The sequence below is a fragment of the Flectobacillus longus genome, assembly GCF_030056705.1.
Classification (GTDB): Bacteria; Bacteroidota; Bacteroidia; order Cytophagales; family Spirosomataceae; genus Flectobacillus; species Flectobacillus longus.
In genome coordinates, this window is sequence record NZ_JASHIC010000032.1 from 67,076 (window position 1) to 85,232 (window position 18,157).

11 protein-coding genes are annotated in these 18,157 nt (G+C 36.8%); 4 read left to right on the plus strand and 7 right to left on the minus strand.

Features of this window, described 5'->3' with window-relative positions; all coding sequences use genetic code 11:
- Positions 1-41 precede the first annotated feature (41 nt).
- Positions 42-3,383 (plus strand): VCBS repeat-containing protein, encoded by a 3,342-nt coding sequence (locus QM491_RS21515; protein ID WP_283329593.1) that lies wholly within the window; start codon positions 42-44, stop codon positions 3,381-3,383.
- A 60-nt stretch (positions 3,384-3,443) separates the two neighbouring features.
- Here the strand turns inward: QM491_RS21515 and lacZ are convergent, their stop codons facing one another.
- The gene (gene lacZ, locus QM491_RS21520) at positions 3,444-6,551 is read right to left on the minus strand and encodes a beta-galactosidase, LacZ type (protein WP_283329594.1); all 3,108 of its coding nucleotides are present in this window, start codon (positions 6,549-6,551) and stop codon (positions 3,444-3,446) included.
- 319 nt (positions 6,552-6,870) lie between these two features.
- On the opposite strand from lacZ, the gene QM491_RS21525 reads away from it, so the two are divergent.
- The 3 genes from QM491_RS21525 (at position 6,871) to QM491_RS21535 (ending at position 10,616) form a co-directional block, all read left to right on the plus strand.
- A complete protein-coding gene (locus QM491_RS21525) occupies positions 6,871-7,215 on the plus strand; it encodes a zinc ribbon domain-containing protein YjdM (protein ID WP_283329595.1) in 345 nt (114 codons plus the stop codon).
- Positions 7,216-7,633: 418 nt separating this feature from the next.
- Positions 7,634-8,539 (plus strand): hypothetical protein, encoded by a 906-nt coding sequence (locus QM491_RS21530; RefSeq protein ID WP_283329596.1) that lies wholly within the window; start codon positions 7,634-7,636, stop codon positions 8,537-8,539.
- Between the two features lie 1,168 nt (positions 8,540-9,707).
- Complete coding sequence (locus QM491_RS21535; protein ID WP_283329597.1) at positions 9,708-10,616, plus strand: 3-keto-disaccharide hydrolase; 909 nt, start codon at positions 9,708-9,710, stop codon at positions 10,614-10,616.
- A gap of 192 nt (positions 10,617-10,808) precedes the next feature.
- On the opposite strand, the gene QM491_RS21540 is transcribed toward QM491_RS21535, so the two are convergent.
- From QM491_RS21540 to QM491_RS21565, 6 genes are all read right to left on the minus strand, one after another.
- Positions 10,809-12,245, minus strand: coding sequence for an arylsulfatase (locus QM491_RS21540; RefSeq protein ID WP_283329598.1), 1,437 nt, complete (start codon positions 12,243-12,245; stop codon positions 10,809-10,811).
- Between the two features lie 144 nt (positions 12,246-12,389).
- Entirely contained in the window at positions 12,390-13,319 is a 930-nt protein-coding gene (locus QM491_RS21545) for a carbon-nitrogen hydrolase family protein (protein WP_283329599.1), read from the minus strand.
- A 20-nt stretch (positions 13,320-13,339) separates the two neighbouring features.
- A complete protein-coding gene (locus QM491_RS21550) occupies positions 13,340-13,966 on the minus strand; it encodes a response regulator (RefSeq protein WP_283329600.1) in 627 nt (208 codons plus the stop codon).
- Between the two features lie 4 nt (positions 13,967-13,970).
- Complete coding sequence (locus QM491_RS21555) at positions 13,971-15,818, minus strand: ATP-binding protein (RefSeq protein ID WP_283329601.1); 1,848 nt, start codon at positions 15,816-15,818, stop codon at positions 13,971-13,973.
- Positions 15,819-16,645: 827 nt separating this feature from the next.
- On the minus strand, positions 16,646-17,215 hold the full coding sequence (locus QM491_RS21560; RefSeq protein WP_283329602.1) for a hypothetical protein: 570 nt from the start codon (positions 17,213-17,215) through the stop codon (positions 16,646-16,648).
- Between the two features lie 109 nt (positions 17,216-17,324).
- Entirely contained in the window at positions 17,325-18,089 is a 765-nt protein-coding gene (locus QM491_RS21565) for an N-acetylmuramoyl-L-alanine amidase (RefSeq protein ID WP_283329603.1), read from the minus strand.
- Between the last annotated feature and the right edge of the window lie 68 nt (positions 18,090-18,157).

Consider the following 18,157-nt stretch of genomic DNA (forward strand, 5'->3'; position numbering starts at 1 on the left):
AATACCTTTTTTTTTTAAGAGAATTTCAATCTTTTGTTTTCATGAAAAAACTTTTACCACTTCTTTTTCTTCCTTTTCTTTTTTCCTGTAAAAATTCCTCCAACAGTCCTCTTTTTCGATTAGTCAGCGCCGAAGAATCTGGGGTTAATTTCAACAATCTTGTTGAGGAAAATGAAGAGCTCAACTTGCTCAAATACCAATATATGTACAACGGAGGAGGCGTTGCCGTCGGCGATATCAATGGCGATGGACTGGCTGATGTATATTTTTCGGGAAATATGGTTGAGAATAAATTGTATCTCAATAAAGGCAAACAAGGAAATAGTCCTTTTTCTTTTGAAGATATTACTGAAAAAGCAGGCGTAAAAGGTAGAAAAAAATGGAAAACTGGCGTGTCAATGATTGATATAAACGCTGATGGGAAACTTGATATTTATGTTTGTTATTCTGGTCCTGGAACCGACGAAGAACGAAAAAATGAGCTCTATATCAATAATGGACTCAGTAATGGCATACCGACCTTTACTGAGTCTGCCGAAAAATATGGGCTAGATGCCTCTGGAACTTACACCACTCAGGTCGCTTTCTTTGATATGGACAAAGATGGCGACCTTGACTGTTTTATGGCCAACCATGCAGATATGTTTTACAACGCCTTTTTCAATACTGAAAGATTAAGGAATACTCGTCACCCTAAATTTGGTAATCGATTATACCGAAATGATGAGGGGTATTTTCATGAAATAAGCGTCGAAGCTGGTGTTCATGGAAGCGGTCTAAACTTTGGATTAAGCGTTTCGGTGGGTGACCTCAATCAAGACAATTGGCCAGATTTGTATGTAGCCAACGACTACAACGAGCAAGATTTTTTGTACATCAATCAGCAAAATGGCACTTTCAAGGAAGTTCTCAAACAGAGTATGGGGCATATCTCCAAAAACTCGATGGGGACAGGTATTGTGGATTTCAACAACGATGAACTAGCAGACATTGTAAGTTTGGATATGCTTCCAGAATCCAATTATCGTCAAAAGCTATTAAAAGGTCCTGACGAATATGATACCTATCAATTGCTCGTAGACAGTGGTTTTTATCACCAGAATACACGTAATATGCTTCAAATCAATCAGGGTTTATCCGACAAAGGAATTCCTATTTTTAGCGAAGTGGGACAGATGGCAGGAATCTCCAATACTGACTGGTCGTGGAGTCCGCTGGCGGGTGATTTTGACAATGATGGTAGAAAAGATTTGCTTGTAACTAACGGCTTTTTACGAGATTTCACCAATATGGATTTTTTGAAATATACATATCAGGAAGAAATCAATAAAGCGCAAAACTCAGGTCAGCAACTCAATACTTGGCAATTGATTCAACAAATGCCAAGTACCAAAACGAGCAATTATGTATTTAGGAATATCAGTCAAAATCAGTTTGCTCAGTTTGAAGATGCTACAAAATCATGGGGCTTAGAAGAACCAACCGTTAGTACAGGAGCAGCTTATGCTGATTTGGACAATGATGGAGATTTGGATTTGATTATCAACAACACGAATCAGGTGGCACAAATTTATGAAAATCAACATTCACCTGAACAATCACATTATCTCAAAATTCAGTTAAAAGGCAATGCACCCAATACTGCTGGTATTGGAGCAAAGGTTGTTGTTAAAACCAAAGACCAAACCCAAATGCAGGAACTCTATCCTGCTCAAGGATTCCAAAGTAGTTTAGAACCCATCCTACATTTTGGACTAGGACAAAATACACAAATTGAATCAGTTGAAATCTATTGGAGTTCAGGCAAAAAGAGTATTTTATCAAGCCTACCAGCTAATCAAACTTTGCAGGCGACAGAAAACTCTGCGAAGGATGGCTTATATCAATACCCTCAAACAGCTTCGCTTTTTGAAGATATAACGCAACAATCTCAGCTTTCATTCGAACACAAAGCCATTCCGTATGTCGATTTCAAACATCAGGCTCTTCTCCCTTATCAACTTTCAAAAGTGGGTCCATTTACCGCTACTGCCGATGTTAATGGTGATGGTTTAGAAGATGTTTTTGTAGGTGGTAATAGTCAAAAAGGAGGTGTTTTGTCTATACAACAAGTCAATGGTACATTCAAACCTGCATCGTCTCAGCCTTGGCAACAACAAACCGTTTATCAAGATATGGGCATGACGTTTTTTGATGCCGATGGTGACCATGACCTCGATTTGTTTATCGCACGAGGCAGTGCTGCATTTGGTGCAGTACCAGAAGCTTCACAAGATGTCTTATTTATCAATGACGGAAAAGGGACATTTAGTTTGAGTGCCAATGCACTTCCCAATATTCAAAGCAATGGAAGTTGTGTTTCGGCAGGTGATTTTGACAAAGATGGAGATATAGACCTATTCGTGGGTGGACGTTCTCTCCCAAATCGCTATCCAGAAGCAGATCAAAGCTATTTACTCAAAAATGAAAGTAAAGGCATCAATGTCAAATTTGTACCTGTTCAGTCGGAATCTTTGGCATCGTTAGGTATTGTAACCACTTCCGTGTGGCATGACATCAATCAAGATGGCTGGATTGACCTAATCGTGGCTGGAGAGTTGATGCCTATTACTATTCTAGAAAATCAAAAAGGTAAATTAGTTGATAAAACTGAAGCCTATCACCTAGAGAAAAGTCATGGAATATGGAGCAAAATTCAGTTGGCAGATATGGATAACGATGGAGATATGGATTTGATTGCTGGAAATGCTGGGCTAAACTCTCAGCTAAAAGCAAATGAACAAGAGCCTCTAACGATCACTTATGCTGACTTTGACCAAAACGAAACCATTGACCCCATGATTTGCTATTATATTCAAGGCAAAAGCTACCCGATGGCTTCGCTCGATGAAACGGCTATGCAAATGCCATGGATACGTAAGAAGTTCTTGAAATATCATGATTATGCTCAAGCAGGTCTTTCAGATTTGTTTACCTCAGAACAACTTGACAAAGCTAAAACAAAGTCAGTTTACACCCTAGCGACGACCTATTTTGAAAATACAGGAAAAGGTATTTTCAAAGCTCAAGCATTACCTTATGTTGCTCAAACTTCTTGGGTTTCGGGTATTAGCACTGGTGATTTTAATAAAGATGGGAAAAAGGATATTTTGTTGACAGGTAACTTCCATCCTTGGCGAGTTCAACTTGGCAAAATGGACGCCTCACATGGCGTATTATTGCTTGGAAATGGGAAAGGTAATTTTCAAGCTAGTAAATCACAACAAACGGGTTTGCTATTTACAGGAGATATTCGAGATATGAAAGCTATTTTAATTCGGAATAAACCAAGTTTTATTTTTACTAGAAATCAAGATAAAATGGGAATTGTTCAGTTGAAATAAGATACAAAAAAAGAGGCTAGGAACATCATTCCTAGCCTCTTTGTATATTAATCCAAATTACTAAAACAAACTAAGGATATAACTATAAGTAAATTTCTTGTCTGTCAAACGATATTCTTTGTGAGGTAAAGCACCCCAACTATCATCTCCCCCAACACCTCTTTGCTTTAAGTCTATCTGCAAAGTATTCTCATCACGAATCTTGATGTCAGTCGGATGTTGTTGTTTTTTACTCAAACCTGGGTCTAAATCTTCGGTTTTGAATGGCAACAAACTAAAACTAATCGGTTGAACTCCTTCAATCATTAAGCCTTTGCCTTGCTCATTGGCAATTTTAATCCAACGCGTATCAGTACGATAGCCATGTTCTTGTGGACGAATATAATTTGACTCCACAGCTTTTGCCACTGTATCGGCATACACGCCTAAGAAAGAAGCTAAATTTCTATCTTGATAGTTTTCCCAAGGTCCACGACCATAGTAATTCAACAATTTATAATCTTGCTTCAAGTTCATTCGCATACCAAAACGAGGCATTTCAGGAAGGTTTCTGTCGCCTAAATCTAAGCTTGCAGTTACTTTCACCGCTCCATCATTTAAAATTTGGTAAACAACGGTATAATTAGCATTGATCCCAGTCAACTGGTAATCCACTTGAATACTAAGACCTTCTGCATTTTGTTCACCAACGGTTACTTTTGAAACTGATTTGTTAGCGTGAGCATTTCTCCAAATTCCTAAACGATAAGGCATTTCGTTACCAAAATCATTATCTGTTGGAGCGCGCCAGAAAAATGGTTCAGGTAAACCATTGATTGAAGTCGAACCATCTAATGCACTGTATTTCTCCCAGTTACCCCATTGTGTATTGAAAGTACCAGTTACATTCTCTGCTTTAAAAGTTAAGCGATTATTTGTTTTTGTAATTTCTAAAGTTCCCGTTCTTGGACGATTTACTTGGAAATAATAGCTATTGTCAAAACGTAATTGTTCACGTGCTATCTCATGACCTGCTGGCACTAACTCAGTTGCAGATTTTGTGTAAGCATACAATTCAAGGGTAAATTCACCCCTATCCTTTTTGGCAGGTAATTCTATTTTTATATCTTGGCTTTGTTTTGGTGCCAAGTTTACCTCAAAATTTCCTTCTGCTACAGATTTACCATCCTTAGTTAAAACCCACTTGAAGCTATAATTGTTTAGGTTTGTGAAATCAAAAAGGTTTTCTACCTTAATTTCACCAGTTTCGAGGTTCTTTGCTGAGAAAATAATGCTTTGATACGATTTTTTCACTTCAAACAAACCAGGGTGTGGCGTACGGTCTGAAGCAATAACACCATTAGCGCAGAAGTTTTCATCGTTTTGCAAATAATAGCCACCCAAATCACCACCATAGGCATAGAACGAACGACCATCTGCTGTTTTAGTCAACATTCCTTGGTCAACCCAGTCCCAAATAAACCCACCTTGCATGTGTTTTGAGCTACGAATGATATCCCAATAACGTTGGAAATTCCCACTACTATTTCCCATGGCGTGCGCATACTCACACATGATATATGGACGAGTTTTGGTGTTGTCATTCGCATATTTCAACATGTCTTCGATACGAGGGTACATCGGACAAACAATGTCAGTATTGGCGTTTTCACCTGCCTGCTCTGATTGTACAAAACGGGTATTATCTTTTGATTTTAGCCATTTGTACGTTTCATAAAACACAGAACCATTGCCACATTCATTCCCTAATGACCAAATAATGACAGAAGCATGGTTCTTGTCTCGTTCGAACATTCGCTCGGTACGGTCTTTGTGTGCATTTGCCCACAATGGAAGATATGCAGGGTGTTTTGTCTTATCCCAGCTACCTTGCCACTCAGCACCCATACCATGCGTCTCGAGGTTTACTTCGTCTACAACGTACAAGCCATATTGATCGCATAATTCATACCAATAAGGGTCATTTGGATAGTGACTTGCACGTACGGCATTGATATTAAATTGCTTCATCAATTGAATATCTCTCAACATCAATTCACGGTTGGGTACGTGTCCTTCAACAGGGTCATGCTCATGACGATTTACACCATGTACGTAAGTCGGTACGCCGTTGATTAATAACTGTGCGTTTTTAATTTCTACTTTTCTAAAACCCACTTTATAGCTTGTTGTTCCCAATGATTTTCCTTGCGCATCGTTTACAGAGATTACACAAGTGTAAAGGTTAGGATATTCAGCACTCCATTTCAATGGATTTTTAATCGTCGTTTTAAACGATACATTTTGTAAAGTATCCGTCGATTTTGCTACTTTTTGAAGTTGCGACCATACGGTTTTGCCAGTTTTATCCAACAACTCCACACTAACTGTACCCGCTTCGATATTACTTCCTTTAAACTTTCTTAAAGACACGTCTGCATTCAACAAGCCGTCGGTGTATTTGGCATCCAAATCGCCTTTGATAAAGAAATCCCAAAGTGAGGTTTTAGGTAAAGCTGTTAAAAAAACATCGCGTTCGATACCTGAAATTCTAAAGAAATCTTGATCTTCTAGGTAGCTTCCATCATGCCAGCGATACACTTGGACAGCAAGGGTATTTTTTCCTTTTTGTAAAAACTGACTAATATTAAATTCCGCAGGAGACTTCGAAACTTTAGTCATTCCTACAAATTTGCCGTTAACATACACTCGAGCATAGCCTGTAATTGAACCAAAATGCAATAAGATTTCTCTTTCTGACCAGTTTTCAGGAACAGTAAATGATTTACGATATGTTCCCACAGGATTATCGCCACCGATGAAAGGGGGATTTTTAGGAAAAGGATAAACAATATTGGTGTAGATAGCCGTTCCAAACCCTTTGCGCTCCCAATTTGATGGAACTGGTAAATCATTCCATTTGCTATCATCTAGGTTGGTTTCGAAATAATTTGTTGGAGCATCAGAAATTCTGTCGGCATAAACAAACTTCCACGTACCATTTAAAGATTGATAGAAAGGGCTTGATTGTGGCTTTTTGGTCAAAGCTGTAGATTTATCAGCATATAGGATAAAATCGGTATGGGCTTTTTCTTTACCAATATCAATCAATGAGGGGTTCTCCCAAGGGTTTTGTGCCAGCAAGCTTCCTTGGAGTAATGTTAGTAAAAGGGTTAGTTTTTTTCTCATAATGTTTAGACTTGAAAACAGGGACTATTTTTGGATAAATAGCAATATAAAATGAGTAATAATCTATACTGCAAAAGTACAATCCTCTAATTTAGGTAAAAGGGGGTAATTTGGTAATATATGAGGGGTAAAAAGGTATTTAAAAGTCTCCTATCTACAAGGCAATAGCATAGTATATCTCCAGTTTTAGTTTAGGGAAATACATTTTATTCAATTCCCAACCGAAATTCGTACCTTTGCGCCCTATTAAGATGCAGGTATCTTCCACTACGATACCATCTTTGACAAATCAATTAATTTATAACTTAAAAACATTATCATGTCAGAATTTTCACCATGTCCAAAATGTAAATGTGAATACACATATCCTAGCGATAATCTGTTAGTTTGCCCAGAGTGCTTTTACGAATGGAATCCAGAAGAAGTTGAAACCGATGAGGTAAATACTGCTACCAAAGTTTTGGATTCAAATGGCAATGAGTTACAAGATGGAGATACTGTAGTTGTCATTAAAGATCTTCCTGTAAAAGGTGCTCCAAAACCAATTAAAGCAGGCACAAAAGTAAAAAATATTCGTCTAACCGACGGCGACCATAATATTGACTGTAAAATCGATGGCTTTGGTGCAATGGGACTTAAGTCTGAATTTGTGAGAAAAGCGTAATAAGGCACAAAGTGGCAGAGGCGCAAAGTGGTAAAGTAATTAAAAAAATCCCCTCTGAACAGTCAACTTTGATTCCTAGTTCAAGACTTTGTCTTGGACTTCTTTTTTAAACTGTTTTAAAACTGAAGCCAACATGAGTCATCCCGAATTTTTCGGGAGAACTTTTAAAAGCGAAACCTCCTTGTTTATTTTGTGAATCACGACAAACACAAACAAACAGGAGGTTTCTATGCATAAAGCATTTCTACAAAATAATGATATAAAATCTATTAAGTCAAGATTCTCTTATTTACTTCTTCATAAACTTGATCTTTATCTTTCAGATGTCCAATTATCCTTAGATTCTGTTCTGGATAAGCGTTTAGTTCGTACTTTTTACGATTTAATAGTTGCCATTTTATTGCATCGACACAACTCTATGGGCTTATTTCTTAGCGAGTTAGGTGGGTATATTTGTGGCTTTGCACATGCTCCCGCTGGGACAAAGCGCATCAGTAATCTGTTACGCTCCAAAAAGTGGACGTCTACCATTATTGACAATTTTCTCTTTAATCAAACTCGCAAAAGGCTTGAATCATTAGTAAAACAAGGAAAACGCCCGCTAATGCTTTGGGATGATAGTCGGCTAGAAAAGGCTGAATCTTGGTTTTTAGAGGGACTTTGTAGTGTAGAAAGCTCAAAAGCAAAACGACTAACGAGGATAAAAAAAGGCTACTATTCTCCCCCGAATAAACGTATTTGTGTTCCTGGTTATCATTGGACAAGTACGTTGCTCTCAGCTTTGGGTGAGTCTGTAAGTGTATGCCAAATGAGTTGGTGGACTACCAGAGGTAAATACAAAGAATATGGTCGAAACATTATTTTTCGGATGCTAGAAAAACTACAAAAACAAGTAGGAAAAGGCATCCTGCATGTGCTTGATCGTGGTTATGCAAATGAGTGGACCATCGAGTGGTTTACGAACTTCGAACAAGATTTCCTAGTTCGATGGAAGAAGAATCATTTACTTATCCACTCAACTAAAGGTAAAAAGCAAACCCATCTTCTAGCGCGCTCTTTTAAAGCCAGAAGTAAAAAAATTGCGCTCGATTCTCAGAGAAAGATTCTTAAGAGTATTTCTATTGCTTGGGCTCAAGTACAACACCCTAGTTTTGAAGACATTAACTTATCTTTAGTGATAGTGAGAGATACCAAAAACTATCAGTCACCACTCTATTTATTAACCTCATTGCCTGTAGAATCAGCTAAGGAAGCTTGGGAAATATGTCATAGCTACATGCATCGATGGAATATAGATCGGATCGCCGAAGCGACAGGCGTTTAGATTCGCCAAAACTGAGCTAGCTATTGAATCACCTAGGTTATGGTTCTTCGAGAATACCCTTAAATTATTAGCCATTGTCACACTTATTTACGACTTCTTGATGAAACTCATCAGGAATTGGCCATCTATTATCAAGATAATCATCAAGCAATATGCCCATAGAACAGGAAATCGGTGCCAAAATGCTTTGACACCGATTTATCGATTGAGAACTGCCATCCAAAACATGCTATGGTGCTACTTCGCACAACAAAATTCGGGATGACTCATGTTTTTTGTTCTACATCATCATTTATCATATACTCAAAACTACGAAGTTGCTCCGTTTAGAAATTTGCAAATATTAAAGCCTAGAGGTTTAGTAGGATTTTAAGAAACCAGCCTTTTCATCAGCTCTGTAGGAGCGACAGTTTGGTAGTCATGAACCTATTTCCTGACCTATTAAAATAGTACCTTAGGTGCGAAAGAATTCAAGATTTTAGCTTTCTGTCGCACCTACGGCGCTCAAAAAATGTTTTTCTCAAAAATTATTGCTACCAAACTGTCGCTCCTACGGAGCTTCTACAAAGGAATACAAGATAATTCTCGTTTATTCAAGCTTATTTTGCACGATTATTTATGAAGCTGTTTAATCTTTCGTAAAATTGCTTGCGTAAGCAATGAATTTATACTGTTTGAGCGAAGCGAGGTGGTACGCCACTCCGATTATAATTCTTGAATTTTTTGCGACCCCCGCTGCGGTTACTTTTTGTATCAAGGCGGGAACGCCTAGTTGGGAACGCCTAGTTGGGAACGCCTAGTTGGGAACGCCTAGTTAAAAAGTAAGACGAAGAATTAATCAATAAAATATGATTTTTGAAAAGTTTAAACAGCTTCATATCTAGAATACAATTTCACTATAACTTTTGATAGAGAGAGACTTCAAATAACAAATATACAATTAGCAAAAAAAGTCTTCTAAGTATGAGTGCTGAATTGTGAGTGATGAGTTTTGAGTGTAATTTTATGATTACTAATATTTTATCTCATCAATTTCTTAAATTTAATTCTGCACGATTACTTAGCTTATTTTATCTATTTAGATTTAACATAAAGAGTATATTTGATAATGAATCGACTTAATCTACTGTAATAAGCGACTTAATTTTACCTACTAAACATTCCCCAAATGAAAAGACAACTCTATTTTATTGCTTCTCTCCTACTAATCACCTTAGGTGCTTTTGCACAAAACAAAAGCTATAAAAACGCCAATGAAAAAGATTGGATTCGGCTTTTTAATGGAAAAAACCTAGATGGTTGGGATATTAAAATTGCAGGAGAAAACCTAAATGCTAACTACAAAAACACCTTTAGAGTAGAAGATGGGATGATGAGGGTAATGTACGATCAGTATGAGTCTTTTAATGATAAATTTGGACACATATATTATAAAAAACCATACTCTTATTATGTAATTCGTTTTGAATATCGTTTTCAAGGCGACCAACTCAAAGGCGGTGCGTCTTGGAATGTACGCAATAGCGGCATCATGTTACATTCTCAATCAGCCAAAAGTTTAACTCAAAATCAAAGCTTTCCAGTTTCTTTAGAACTACAGTTATTAGGAGGTCTAGGTGGAAATACCACTCGTCATACGGGAAATCTTTGTACCCCAGGTACAGAGGTATATATGCAGAACAAAATCGTAACTGACCATTGCACAGATTCAGATTCGAAAACTTATCATGGAGATCAATGGGTCAAAGTAGAAGCTATCGTATTAGGTGATTCAATCGTTCATCATGTTATTGAAGGCGATACTGTATTGACTTACGAGAAACCACATATTGGCGGTGGATTTGTGAGCGCTGATTATAACTGGGAAAAAGCAGGAATTGACCCAAAATCGGCAGAAGCTTGGATTAAGAAAGATGGTATGCTATTAAAAGAAGGTTATATAGCTATGCAGGCCGAAAGTCATGCGATTGACTTTAAAAACATCGAACTACTTGATTTAAAAGGTTGTATGGACAAAAAAGCCAAAAACTACAAGTCCTATTTCATCAAAGCGGATAATTCTAAGTGTAAGTATTAGGAGGAGTGACAAAGGCAACAGGCACAAAGGCACAGAGTGATTGTTTCAGAAAAGTGGCAGAGGGAACGTGACTTGTTTACATTCCCTCTGATCTTTCCTCAACACTTTGTGCCTCTTTGCCTTTATGCCTGTTCCCTACACACTTGTACCTGTTCCCTTTTCAACAACCCCTCTCCCCTGTACCCTGACGCCCTACTGATTTCCCAACGGAAACAAAGCAGAACGTGTATGAGATTGGGTCATGAGTTCACCTAATTCTTGTGCCTTTTCTGGAAATTGTTGTGCTAAGTTGTGGGCTTCCTCTGGGTCGTTTTCAAGGTCGTAAAGTTCTACAGGGGCATTTGGATTTTCAATTACATTAAATCTAATAGCTTTCCATTTTCCTTGTCTTACCGCCTGTTTACCTCCTTGTTCATGAAACTCCCAATATAAAAAATCATGCTGTGGAGCCTTTCCTTTACCTGTCAATACATTGGCAAATGAACGACCATCAATGCCTTTTCTAGTTTTGGCTCCAGCTAAATCAGCAAAAGTGGGCAATAAATCCCAGAATGCACCGATATGGTTACTCACCGAATTTGGTTTTATCACTCCTTTCCAAGAAGCCACAAAAGGCTCACGAATACCTCCTTCATACAAATCTCTTTTTACGCCTTTGTATGGTCCACTACTCTTAAAAAACTTAGGATCAGCACCCCCTTCTATGTGTGGACCGTTGTCGCTAGAGAAAATAATTAAGGTATTTTTGTCTAAACCTTGCGCTTTGAGCTGAGCTACTACTTGTCCGACATACAAATCCAATCTTGCTACCATCGCTGCGAAAGCCGCACGTGGGTATTGTTGAGAGGCGTATCCACCACCAGTGGCATTAGGGCCATAATCTTGTCCCTTGTAAGGTTTTTCTTGAAACTTATTTTTGTAGTATTGTAACAAACTATCTTCAGGAGCGATTAGCTCAGCATGAGGTAAAATATAGGGTAAAAACAAAAAGAAAGGCTTTTTTGAAGATTGTTCCTTGATAAAACCAATGGCTTTTTCCTGAATCAAATCTGGCGCATAAATCTTATTTTGCACTAAATTTTCATTCGCTTCCAAAACTACTTTTTGCCCATTGTTCCACAAATGATTGGGATAATAACGATGTGCCAAGGTTTGGCAATTGTATCCATAAAAATAATCAAACCCTTGTTTGTTCGGGTCACCGACAGAGCCAACAGGCCCTAAGCCCCACTTACCATAAGCAGCAGTGGTATAACCAGCCGTTTTTAGGACTTCGGCCATTGTCACAACAGAATCGGCGATGGGTTCTTGTCCTTCTGGCAAAACGCCTTTATTACCTCGAATATAAGTATGTCCTGTATGTAAACCCGAAAGCAATGCCGAACGTGATGGCGCACATACCGATGTGCCCGCATAAAACTGATTAAACTTCATACCAGAAGCAGCCAGTTTATCCAAATTTGGCGTTTTAATCAACTGTTGACCGTTAAATCCTACGTCGCCATAACCCAAATCGTCGGCAATAATGAGGACAATGTTAGGTTTTTGAGCTTTTGAAGTTACCTGAGCACTACTTGGTAGAACATAAGTCAAACCTAGGAGACTTGCCCAGAAAAATATTTTTTTCATTGGTTAACCAGCGTTATATCTTAATAGAAATTTTTAAATTATTACAAACTTTTATCCAAGATAAAGTGGTTCTTTCAATTAACTGTTCAGTAGTGTCGGTTAAAGCATATTGTTATGAATCGCACAATTTACCCAATCGTCTTATTATACTTTCCTTATCTCAGGTTGTTTATTTACCTTAAACTCAAAAACATCTGGACGGGAATAGTGCCCGATTACATCAAAATCTAATTTGCTTTTTGCCAAAACCGAAAAATCTAGTTCTGCTACTAAGAGTCCCTCCTGATGCCAAATTGGGCCAGCAAGCACCTCTCCCATCGGTGAAATGATTACGCTACCACCCGCACACATGACTTCAGGTTCGTTAATTAAATCTGCTTGGTATTCGACTGGATAATCTGATTTTTTGACATATTGATTGGCTGCCAATACAAAACATCGCCCTTCGAGTGCGATATGTTGCATGGTCGACTGCCACGATTCTCTGGAATCAGCAGTTGGGGCTAGATATATCTCTACTCCTTGTTGGTACATTGCCATTCTTGCCAATGGCATATAGTTTTCCCAACAAATTAACCCTCCTATTTTACCAATATCGGTTTGAAGGGTTGTCAATGTACTGCCATCGCTTTCTGCCCATATATATCTTTCTAATCCAGTTGGTTTTAACTTTCTATGCTTGCCAACTAGGTTCCCTTTGTTATCAAAATACCATAAAGCACAATGCAAAGACCCTCCAACATTTTCTCGCTCTGTAACGCCCAATCCTACGAAAAGATTAGCCTCTGCGATTGCATTACCTATTTTCTGGGTAAATTCTGAGTTTTCTTCTATGCTATTTTCCCAGTAATGTAACCACTGGTCACGGCTTTTGTCAGTTCGACGACCTACCAAAGCATCATAACTCAAACCACGAGGATAACATGGAATAAATGACTCTGGAAATAACAATAACTCACACCCTTGTTCAGCACCCTTTTTTATCCAATGTATGACTAGGTCAACTGATTTTTCTATGTCAAATAGTGATGGTGTTGCTTGTATTACCCCAACTTTAACTTTTTTGTGAATCATATTTTTCATTCTATTAATTCCTATTTTTCTAACTCAATAGTGTCCAAAAACTCGTAAAAATCTTTCTTGGAGTTGAATTTTAACTTTTGATTGATATTCTTCCGATGGGTTTCTACTGTGTAATAGCTTAAGCATAACTCCTGTGCAACTTGTTCGGAGGTATAGCCTTTTTTCAAGGATTTCAGAATTTCAACTTCTCTTTTAGTAAGTAATTTTTTCAAAGAAAAGAAATCTTTATCGAAGTTTGATTTAGGTTCTTGCTTGATTTGAAAAACTTTTTCCCCACTCATGATTTTTTGAAGTGCTTCAATAATTTTGGTCGAAGGAGTTGTTTTTGACAAATAACCATCAATTTCATATTCTTTAAAAGCTTCTATTTCTCTTTTGTCGGCGTACATACTAATTACCACGATTTTGGATTGGTGAACCAACGTTCGTAATTGTTTTACCAATGCTAATCCATCCAAAAATGGCATATTATAATCTACTAAAATGAGTTCGGGCAATAGCACATTGCATTGTGAATAGGCATTCCTGCTATCATAAATTTGCGCTATAATTTCATAATATCCCGACTCTTTTAGGATAAGACTCAGTCCGTCGTTAAACAACGAGTGGTCATCCACTAATACAACCTTTGTTTTCATTTCGCTACATCGTTTCGATAATAATTGTAGTACCAGCGGGGTTGGACTCGATATTTACTTTTAGGTTGGAAATAAATGCACGTTTTCTCATATTGAGCAAGCCTATTCCTTTTCCTTCTTGGTTTACATCAAAGCCAACACCATCGTCTTCAATCATAAATCGAAAACCCTTTTCTTGTTCAAAAATCTGCAAGAATGCCTCTTGCGCCTTGGAATGTTTGACAATATTCATCAAACATTCTTTCAGAATCATATATATATTTTGCTGTGTTAAATGCTCTATTTGGTTAACTTTCCCTTCAGTAAAATCATGAAAATGAAATGTTATATTCGAAAATTCGTCGTACTGCTCTATCACTCGTTCTAATTTGGTAATCAGAGATTGGCTATCATCTTTTACCAGATTATGACTCATAAAACGGATGTCGTTGATAGCTTCCTCCAAGATTTTTTTACTTGTAAGGACATCAGTATTTTTTTTGTTCAGATACCCCAAAGCTGCTGCAAGCGTATTTCCTACTTGGTCATGTAGTTGTCGACCAATATTTTCGACTTCATTTTTTCGGATACTTTCCATATCATCCTTCAACAAATCCATTTTGGATTCATGGATTTTTCTAAAAATTAGATTTTTTCTAAACTGTTCAAATGATATGTACGAAATCAAAATAACAACGACAAAAGGCGTAAAGTAATCGCTATTAAGAATCAAATTTTCTTGACTTTCGAGAAAATAATTAGTGACACTTTTGAGCATTGTAGGTAAAACTCCTAACAAACAAGCCACTAGATAATCAATCCGCTTTCCTTTTACAAACAGCAACGCAGCATGGAATATCGCCCACAAAGTATTAATCAGCGTGAGTGGAAACAGACTGTTGGTGATAACAAAAAGTGTAAAATAACTAGACGGCAGAAAGTGTAATGCCATCACAGCCATATTGAGAACCACAAGTACTTTGGCTCCAATTGTATAGCGCTTAAGATTGATAGGAATCGTTTGAACGACTTCGTAAGTAAATGGGTGGAAAAGGACATTGAGGCCTAAAATCCAAAATGACCCGATGTTACAGGCATTAATATTCAAGAAACTTGGAAATGGAAATAAGTCGTAAAAGTAACTCATAGTACACATATTGGCATTTGCAGCACCAATCATTACACCCGCGTAAATCATTAGTTTTTCTGAAAAGTAAAAACCTAATAACAAGAGTACTACTGTAAAAATAAAGCAATAAATCAACTGAAAAATCGACTTTAAATTCTGAATTATCGCATGTTGAAAAAAAGCTGGCTTGCGATACAGTTCCAAATTGGTCATGTGTAATCCATAATTACGAACCGAATGCAAAAGGACTTTAACTGTATCAGTTGGAGCGATTTCTAAAGGAAAGGAAAAATACAGATAAGGATTTTTTCGAAGATATAGAGGTGTATTTCTTTGAAGTTTTTCTAATAAAATTGGCTTGTTATTTTTAATCAGATAGCATTCCAATTGGTCTAAGCGAGTATGTGAAGCTTCAAGAACAATGTCCAAGTTTTCTGTCGAGTGATTCACTACTTCAAAATACATCAAAGCATTTTTGTTCAAATATGCTTTGCCTAACTCAATGATTTCTTTTTGTTGATTTTTTATAAATTGAAATTGCCGGGCATCGAAAATATGATTGGTATCGATAGAACTGTATGTTTGAGCTACATAGGTTTTTTGATTAATCACTTGATAACGAAATGTTGAGCCTAATTGAATCACAGACGTAGAGTCTCCTCCAAATCCTAGTGCTCTGCATATAGCAACTAACAACAGAATACTCACTTGAGGTAGGAAATATATCAATCTGATTGGATTCATGATTCATTCAAATAATAATTATTAGTGGGGTTATCTGCAAAAATACCTGTATTCAGGTATATTAATTGTTCAATCAAGAGGCGACATTTGCACCACATAATACTATAATAGTGATTTGTCAAAATCCTGTGATTATTCACTAGCTTTTCTCGGAATCTAACACAGCATTCATTAACACACCTCCAAGGATTCGGAGTATTGAATACCTCCTGTATAGTTTTGTTTTATCAGGATTCTCTTAAAACGCAAAATGGACTACCTCAACTGTTTGACCTATCAGATAGTTGCAGGTACCTTTTGCATTGTTAAGAATGAAACTTGATGGTCAGGATTTAGTAGCAAAAATTATTCCGATATGTAAATTATTATTCAAAAAGCATTTCTATTGCATCGTAAAAGAAAATAAGTATTAGATTAATGAAGTGTTTCTTGATTGCTCGAAGGGTATGACATAAAAACATGAGTCATTCCTAATTTAGTGATTTAGCGATTGAATGAATGAGTGATTAATTTAAAATTTGTATTCTGGCAGTAGAGACGCAATGATTGCGTCTTAAGCCAACTTATATCTAGCATAGTTTTATCAAAAAAAGCGGTCGGAAAATATTTTCCGACCGCTTTTTTGATGAAAACTTAGAGAATAAACCTAATTTAGCAATTTAATGATTGAGCGTATAATTGATTATTTTAATATGAATTTTACCCGTAGAGACACAATCTTTGCATCTAAAGAGGAGACATTTTAAAATATAATATCAAAAAAGTCAGAAAAAACTACTTTAAAAAGCTTCCTCAAGTGAATAAAACTAAACTTCTCTTTATTAGATTTATTTCACTTCTTCTCCGTAAATTAATTTAGCCTTCAGTACGAATTTCTTGTTTTGAACCTTAGCCATTTTTTCAGAAAGAATACCGCAATCTAACAAGTTATCGGGGTTTGTTCTACGACCCGTGTAAACATTGATTAGCAACTCTAAGTCCTTTCCTATAATAGAATCCAAGATACTTCTTTTCACCTTAATATTTTCAAATCTAGCCACTCGCTGACCCATGAGCTCTATTTCTTTTCCAGCAATTCCACCTTCTGCCCACTCTTGCATATTCGGAGAATTTGGGTCGGTAGGAATACCTGAAAAAGACGCAGATACGATTATACTTTCTTTATCTTTTTCGATTTTAGCTTCGGCTTTGGGACTCAATTCTACCTCAATTTCGAAGCTAGGAATCACCACCGAGTCGCCTTCAACACGATAAATACCATCATAAACTGGTTTAGGAGCTAGTTTGGCAGCTTTCAGAGAATCCTCGTTACTTACTTCTGTTTTATCTTTAAAGTTTGAACAACTTACAAATAAGCCAGTCAGTATTAAGCAATAGGTTATCGTCGATTTTTTCATAGTATGTGAATGTTGATTTTTGGCAAAATACTTAAATCTCTTCTACTATCCTAAATACGACAATTTTCTTTTTGATTCACTAAACAGCACAACAGACAAGTGATTTTTTCTAAAAATTCGTTAATCCATCTTCAAATCTTTGCCAATCGAATGCGGGACCGATATCTGTTTTATCTTTACGACAGTTTGTATGAGTTACAATTCCACTAAAGGTAGCAAAATCATTATCATTCATTAGTCCAGCAGGGTCATTGACTACAACCTCAGGAATATTGTATCTTGCGATTAAAAACTTCACCAACTTAATAACTGAAATATATTGGGCATTTGTAAAACTAGCGTAGTATCCATATTTTTTAACACTTGGATTTTGAGCAACATAAAATTGCTTTTCATTCAAACTACAATAAATATCAGAGTTACTGTAGACCGAGGTTAAATTATTTCCATTTAAAACTAATGGACCAATATTTGATATTTCGATACCAATACTCTCTTTACTCATTTGGGTATTACCTCCAGAAGCTCCAGGACCTAAATGATAACTCCAATATTTTGATGGAAATAAATTATAGATTGTTCCATTTCTTGCTACCACAAAGGGGACAGACACATGGTCTGCACCCGTAAGAGTTGCGATATCGCCTTTGAGATACCCCATAGTGTAATGGAGAACAATTTTTCTTTTATTCGTCTCTTCTCTGTAGTAAAAATCCCCAACACTACCTTCCAAATTGCAAACTTTGAAGTCAATGCTCTGGTTTGTATTACCAATTTGAAGGTTCAAATCTTGAAAATTAAACTTTTTTCCAGAACTGTCTATACCATTTAAGGCAAACGTTCTTTCATGATCCGGTATGCTTGTCGCTTTCATTACTTGTAGAGTTTAGTTATAACATCCGCAAGTATCACATAAACATCTATTAATCAAATACTTATTTG